The organism is Leisingera sp. (assembly GCF_034669605.1).
Classification (GTDB): Bacteria; Pseudomonadota; Alphaproteobacteria; order Rhodobacterales; family Rhodobacteraceae; genus Leisingera.
The window spans coordinates 1-6,601 of sequence record NZ_JAXMOX010000235.1 but is presented as its reverse complement, the minus strand read 5'-3'; the positions used below and the strand labels follow the sequence as shown (position 1 = coordinate 6,601).

Here is a 6,601-nt window from a genome sequence, read left to right as displayed (position 1 = left end):
CGACAGAATCTCCGGGGTTTCGCCAGAGACGATGCGGCGGGCCAGGCCTTCGGCGATGGCGGTTTTTCCGACGCCTGGATCGCCGACCAGCAGCGGGTTGTTCTTGCGGCGGCGGCACAGAACCTGGATGCAGCGCTCAACCTCGTGGTCGCGGCCGATCAGCGGGTCGATATCGCCTTCGCGGGATTTGGCATTGAGGTCGACGCAGTATTTCGCCAGCGCGTTTTCCTTCTTTTCGCCCTCAGGGGCGGCAGTGATGCTGTCGTCTTCCTGCTCGGTTGCGCCGGAGACCGGGCGGGGTTCCCCGAAAGCGGGATCCTTGGCCACGCCATGGGCGATGAAGTTCACCGCATCATAGCGGGTCATTTCCTGATCCTGCAGGAAGTAGGCCGCGTCGCTTTCGCGTTCGGCAAAGATCGCCACCAGCACATTGGCGCCTGTCACTTCGGTGCGGCCCGAGCTTTGCACATGGATCGCGGCTCGTTGAATGACCCGCTGGAAGGCGGCGGTCGGCACCGCCTCGGATCCATCGATATCGGTGACCAGATTGGCAAGATCCTCATCCACGAATTCCACCAGAGAGGATCGCAATTCGGTCAGGTCGACGCTGCAGGCGCGCATCACCCGGGCGGCGTCGGGCTCGTCGATCAGCGCCAGAAGCAGATGTTCCAGGGTTGCGAATTCGTGACGGCGTTCATTCGCCAGCGCCAGCGCTGCGTGAATGGCCTGTTCCAGGGTGCTCGAGAATGAAGGCACGGGCGTGCTCCTCTGATCTTGGGTTGGCCGGCGGGGCGGTATTAACCAACCCCTCAGTTCAACCATGTGCTTATATGGTTAGAGTTTGGTTGATAGCGCGCCGGCTTCAAGGGCTTTTCTGCATTTTGGGGTCACAATTATTTTCTCCCTGTTGCGCCCGGATGCTCCTGATTTGCTCAGAAATTGTCTTTGCGCTTGCGGATTTCGGCAAAAACTTCTGAATCTTCAGCGTCTTGCATGCCAAGCTGGGCTCTCACGGCGCTGTCGCCGGCGCGCAGGAACGGATTGGTGTCAAGTTCAAGCCGCAAGGCCGAGGGCACCGTGGGCACCCCGTCTTCCCGGGCCTTTGCGATATCGCGCACCCGCGCCTGCAACGCCGGGTTGCCGGGGTCCACGGCGACCGCAAAAGCACCGTTAGCTTGCGTGTATTCATGTCCCGAATAAACCATAGTTTGCGGCGGCAGCGCGGCAAGTTGCGACAGGCTGCTCCACATTTGCTGCGGGGTGCCCTCAAACAGCCGTCCGCACCCCAGCGCCATCAGGCTGTCGGCGGTGAACACCGCCTCTGCGCCGGGCAGGTAAAAGGCGATGTGGCCAACGGTGTGGCCGGAGACATCCATCACCTGCACCTCTTCGCCCAGCAGCGTGAAGCTGCCGCCATCCTCGACCGCGGTATCAAGGCGGGGCAGCCGGTGGGCGTCGGCCGCAGCGCCGATGACTTTTGCACCGTATGCCGTCCGCAGCTCTTCAACCCCGTCCACATGGTCCCAGTGATGATGGGTCAGCAGGATCCAGTCCAGCCCCCAGCCGCGCGCCGATAGCGCCGCCTTGACAGCACCGGCCTCGGGCGCATCCACCAGCGCGGTTTCGCCCGATGCGGGATTATGGATCAAAAAGGCATAGTTGTCCGACAAACAGGGCAGGGTGATGATCTCAAGAGGCATGGTCATTCGCCTTTACATTGCTAAACTGCGCCCAGATTGGCCGAACCAGTAGGCGCCCGCAATGCATCTTGATGTTCAGGATCTCAGGAACTTCTATTACCGCAGCACCCTGGGGCGGGCGGCGCAGGCGTCGGTCCGCGGCCGGCTGCTGGAAATCTGGCCCGGCACCAAGGGGCTGACGGTGGCGGGGTTCGGTTTTGCCGCGCCGCTGCTGCGTCCCTACCTGCCGGAGGCGCGCCGGGTGATGGCGCTGATGCCGGGGCCGCAGGGGGTCATGCAATGGCCGGCCGGGATGCCCAATGTCTCGGTGCTGTGCGAGGAGACCAGCTGGCCCATCGATACCGGCCGGGTCGACCGCCTGGTGGTGATGCATGGTCTGGAAACCTCGGAGCGGCCCGCGAAGCTGCTGGAAGAATGCTGGCGGGTGCTGGGGCCGGGGGGCAGGGCGATTTTCGTGGTTCCAAACCGGGCCGGCTTATGGGCGCGTTCGGATCTGACGCCGTTCGGCTTCGGCCGCCCGTACACGCTGCGCCAGCTCGAAGGCCAGCTGCGCCAGCACCAGTTCGCAATCGAACAGCATACCGCCGCCCTCTACCGGCTGCCCAGCCACAAGCGGTTCTGGCTGAAATCCGGCGCGATGCTGGAAAAAATGGGCCGCAAACTGCCTGCGATGCTGGCCGGCGGCGTGTTCATGGTCGAGGTCAGCAAGCAGAGCCATCCGCAGCGCGGCCACATGACCCGCACCAAAACCGCCAGCCGCATCCGGGTGCTGGAAGGGTTGTCGAACCCGATGCCGGAACCAGCCTGACCGATCCCGGGCTGATCCGGCCTGCCGGTGCTGCATTTCGATTCCCTGAAACTGTCTTCGCGGCGGCGGCAATGCTCAAATACGGCGGCAAGGCCCGGTATGTGACGTTTTCGGCCGCATTTGCCGGGGTCCGGAATCGCCAAAACCTGCAGTTCAGCCGCTGTTTTTTATTTATCGACTGTGGTCAAAGGGCCGCACTTGACTTAAAGCTTTGAAAACATTGAAAACATGCTTCTTCCCGTTACCGTTATAGGCAGTTGATAGGTCGCATCCGCTCTGCTAGACCCACGCTGATTTCAACGCCCCGCTGCCAATGGGGGATGACTCACGCCCCCGGACGCCGCCTGTGGCCGGGTACGCCAACCGGGGCCAATAACATATCGGAAGGGTGGACGTGTCCGAACCAGCTTCGATTTCTGCAGGCATTGCCGCGCGCTATGCCACGGCGGTGTTCGACATCGCGGAAGAAAACAAGGCGCTCGACAGCCTTGAAACCAGCATCAATGACCTGGCAGCCGCGCTGGCTGACAGCGACGACCTCAACAACCTGATCCACTCGCCGCTGGTGTCGCGCGACGAGCAGGGCGCCGCAATCACTGCGGTGGCTGACAAGATGGGCCTTGATCCCGTCCTGCGCAATACCCTGGCTCTGATGGCCGACAAGCGCCGCCTGTTTGTGGTGCCCGCGCTGATCGATGCGCTGCGCGCCCGCCTGGCTGACGCCCGCGGCGAAGTCACCGCCGAGGTGGTGTCCGCCAAGGCGCTGACCAAGACCCAAAGCGAAAAGCTGGCCAAGACCCTGGCCGAGCGCGTGGGCAAGAAAGTTACCATCAATGCTTCCGTCGATGCCTCCATCATCGGCGGACTTGTCGTTAAAGTGGGCTCGAAGATGATCGACAGCTCGATCCGCTCCAAGCTCAACTCCCTACAGAATGCAATGAAAGAGGTCGGATAAATGGGTATCCAAGCAGCAGAGATTTCTGCGATCCTGAAAGACCAGATCAAGAATTTTGGTCAAGAAGCAGAAGTGGCTGAAATCGGCCGCGTGCTGTCCGTCGGTGACGGTATTGCCCGCGTTTACGGCCTCGACAATGTTCAGGCCGGTGAAATGGTCGAATTCCCGGGCGGCATCATGGGCATGGCGCTGAACCTGGAAAGCGACAACGTCGGTATCGTGATCTTCGGCTCGGACCGGGACATCAAAGAAGGCGACACCGTCAAGCGCACCAACTCCATCGTGGACGTGCCGGTCGGCAACGGCCTCCTGGGCCGCGTTGTGGACGGCCTCGGCAACCCGCTGGACGGCAAGGGCCCGATCACCGACGTCACCCGTGGCGTTGCCGATGTGAAGGCGCCGGGCATCATCCCGCGTAAATCGGTGCATGAACCGATGGCAACCGGCCTCAAGTCCGTCGACGCGATGATCCCCGTCGGCCGCGGCCAGCGTGAGCTGATCATCGGCGACCGTCAGACCGGCAAGACCGCGATCGCCCTGGACACCATCCTGAACCAGAAGTCGTACAACGACGCCGCCGGCGATGATGAGTCCAAGAAACTGTACTGCGTCTATGTCGCTGTGGGCCAGAAGCGCTCCACCGTGGCCCAGCTGGTGAAGAAGCTGGAAGAAACCGGCGCGATGGACTACTCCATCGTTGTGGCTGCGACCGCATCCGACCCGGCACCGCTGCAGTTCCTGGCCCCCTACGCCGCAACCGCAATGGCGGAATTCTTCCGCGACAACGGCCGCCACGCGCTGATCATCTATGATGACCTGTCCAAGCAGGCTGTGGCTTACCGCCAGATGTCGCTGCTGCTGCGCCGTCCGCCGGGCCGCGAAGCCTATCCGGGCGACGTGTTCTACCTGCACTCCCGCCTGCTGGAGCGTTCGGCCAAGCTGAACGAGGACTTCGGCGCCGGCTCGCTGACCGCGCTGCCGATCATCGAAACCCAGGGCGGCGACGTGTCGGCGTTTATTCCGACCAACGTGATCTCGATCACCGACGGCCAGATCTTCCTGGAAACCGAACTGTTCTACCAGGGCATCCGCCCCGCCGTGAACACCGGTCTGTCGGTGTCGCGGGTTGGCTCCTCGGCCCAGACCAAGGCGATGTCCTCGGTGGCAGGCCCGGTTAAGCTGTCGCTGGCCCAGTACCGCGAAATGGCTGCCTTCGCGCAGTTCGGTTCCGACCTGGACGCCGCCACCCAGCAGCTGCTGGCCCGTGGCGCCCGTCTGACCGAGCTGATGAAACAGCCGCAGTATTCGCCGCTGACCAACGCCGAAATCGTCTGCGTGATCTTCGCCGGCACCAACGGCTACCTCGACAAAGTCGACGTCAAGGAAGTCGGCCGTTACGAAGACGGCCTGCTGAACCACCTGCGCAGCAAACATGCTGACCTGCTGGCGGACATCACCAACAACGATCGTAAGGTGAAGGGCGAGCTGGCGGACAAGGTGAAGGCTGCGCTGGACGAGTTCGCCGCTAGCTTCGCTTAAGGGGGATCCCAGGCAATGCCGAACCTTAAGGACCTGAAAACCAGGATCGCGTCGGTCAAATCGACCCGCAAGATCACAAAAGCCATGCAGATGGTGGCCGCGGCGAAACTTCGCCGCGCCCAGGAAGCTGCCGAGGACTCCCGCCCCTACACCAAACGGTTCAACGCCGTGATGGCAGGGCTGGCGGCCTCGGTCGGCGGCAGCGAGTCAGCCCCCAAGCTGCTTCGCGGCACCGGCAGCGACCAGACCCATCTGCTCGTCGTGATGACCGCCGAGCGCGGTCTGTGCGGCGGTTTCAACTCGAACATCGCCAAACTCGCCCGCCAGAAAGCGGCCGAGCTGAAGGCCGCAGGCAAGACGGTCAAGATCCTGACCGTCGGCAAAAAGGGCCGTGACGCCCTGAAACGCGACCTTGGCGGTGATTTCGTCGGCCATATTGACCTCAGCGACGTCAAGCGCATCGGCTATGCCAACGCGCAGGGCATCGCCAAGGACATTCTGACCCGGTTCGATGCTGGCGAATTCGATGTTGCCACGATCTTCTTTGCGGAGTTCGTCAACGTCGTGACCCAGATCCCGACCGCGCAGCAGATCATCCCGGCCTCCTACGAGGGCGGCGACGCTGAAGGCGCATCTGCGGTCTATGACTACGAGCCCGGCGAAGAGCAGATCCTTGCGGATTTGCTGCCGCGCGGCGTGTCAACGCAGATCTTCTCGGCGCTGCTGGAAAACGGTGCATCCGAACAGGGTGCCCGGATGAGCGCGATGGACAACGCGACCCGCAACGCGGGCGACATGATCGACAAGCTGACGATCCAGTACAACCGCTCCCGCCAGGCCGTGATCACCAACGAGCTGATTGAAATCATTTCGGGCGCTGAGGCGCTCTAAGAGACAACCGGAGACCAACAAATGGCACAAGCAAAAGGCAAGGTGACCCAGATCATCGGCGCCGTTGTGGACGTCCAGTTTGACGACCACCTGCCCGCAATTCTGAACGCCCTGAACACCGAAAACGGCGGCAAGACGCTGGTTCTGGAAGTGTCCCAGCACCTCGGCGAAAACACCGTCCGCTGCATCGCGATGGACGCGACCGAGGGCCTGGTCCGCGGTCAGGCGGTGGAAGACACCGGCGCGCCGATCTCGATCCCGGTCGGCAACGCCACCCTGGGCCGCATCCTGAACGTCGTGGGCGAGCCCGTCGACGAAAAGGGCCCGGTCAACGCGACCGAGACCCGCGCCATCCACCAGCCCGCGCCCGCGTTCAACGAACAGTCGACCGAGTCGGAAGTTCGGGTGACCGGCATCAAGGTGATCGACCTGCTGGCGCCTTACTCCAAAGGCGGCAAGATCGGCCTGTTCGGCGGCGCCGGCGTGGGCAAGACCGTTCTGATCATGGAACTGATCAACAACATCGCCAAAGTGCACTCCGGCTACTCGGTGTTCGCGGGTGTTGGCGAACGGACCCGTGAAGGCAACGACCTGTACTGGGAAATGATCGAATCCAACGTGATCAAGCCGGACAACCTGGAAGAATCCCAGGTGGCCCTGGTCTACGGTCAGATGAACGAGCCTCCGGGAGCCCGTGCCCGTGTTGCG

6 protein-coding genes and 1 pseudogene are annotated in these 6,601 nt (G+C 62.6%); 5 read left to right on the top strand and 2 right to left on the bottom strand.

The genetic code is table 11. The features are described from left to right. The coding region (locus tag VOI29_RS21375) for a Clp protease N-terminal domain-containing protein (RefSeq protein WP_323783496.1) at positions 1-756 on the bottom strand (756 nt) is incomplete at its 3' end. A 176-nt stretch (positions 757-932) separates the two neighbouring features. After that, positions 933-1,706 (bottom strand): hydroxyacylglutathione hydrolase, encoded by a 774-nt coding sequence (gene gloB, locus VOI29_RS21370; protein ID WP_323783494.1) that lies wholly within the window; start codon positions 1,704-1,706, stop codon positions 933-935. Between the two features lie 55 nt (positions 1,707-1,761). Here gloB and VOI29_RS21365 point away from each other — a divergent pair, with 55 nt between their 5' ends. From VOI29_RS21365 to VOI29_RS21345, 5 genes and pseudogenes are all read left to right on the top strand, one after another. Beyond that, on the top strand, positions 1,762-2,508 hold the full coding sequence (locus VOI29_RS21365) for a class I SAM-dependent methyltransferase (protein WP_323783492.1): 747 nt from the start codon (positions 1,762-1,764) through the stop codon (positions 2,506-2,508). 394 nt (positions 2,509-2,902) lie between these two features. After that, entirely contained in the window at positions 2,903-3,463 is a 561-nt protein-coding gene (locus VOI29_RS21360) for a F0F1 ATP synthase subunit delta (RefSeq protein WP_323783490.1), read from the top strand. Beyond that, complete coding sequence (gene atpA / locus VOI29_RS21355; protein WP_323783487.1) at positions 3,464-5,002, top strand: F0F1 ATP synthase subunit alpha; 1,539 nt, start codon at positions 3,464-3,466, stop codon at positions 5,000-5,002. A gap of 15 nt (positions 5,003-5,017) precedes the next feature. Then, positions 5,018-5,893, top strand: coding sequence for a F0F1 ATP synthase subunit gamma (locus VOI29_RS21350; protein ID WP_323783485.1), 876 nt, complete (start codon positions 5,018-5,020; stop codon positions 5,891-5,893). A gap of 21 nt (positions 5,894-5,914) precedes the next feature. Beyond that, positions 5,915-6,601: pseudogene (locus tag VOI29_RS21345) on the top strand (F0F1 ATP synthase subunit beta); the annotation flags it as partial.

What these genes read in the sequence shown, in the direction of transcription:
- VOI29_RS21350 (WP_323783485.1), top strand. Translation starts at nt 5,018, where the DNA reads ATGCCGAACCTTAAGGACCTGAAAACCAGGATCGCGTCGGTCAAATCG.
- atpA (WP_323783487.1), top strand. Translation starts at nt 3,464, where the DNA reads ATGGGTATCCAAGCAGCAGAGATTTCTGCGATCCTGAAAGACCAGATC.
- VOI29_RS21365 (WP_323783492.1), top strand. Translation starts at nt 1,762, where the DNA reads ATGCATCTTGATGTTCAGGATCTCAGGAACTTCTATTACCGCAGCACC.
- gloB (WP_323783494.1), bottom strand. Translation starts at nt 1,706, where the DNA reads ATGACCATGCCTCTTGAGATCATCACCCTGCCCTGTTTGTCGGACAAC.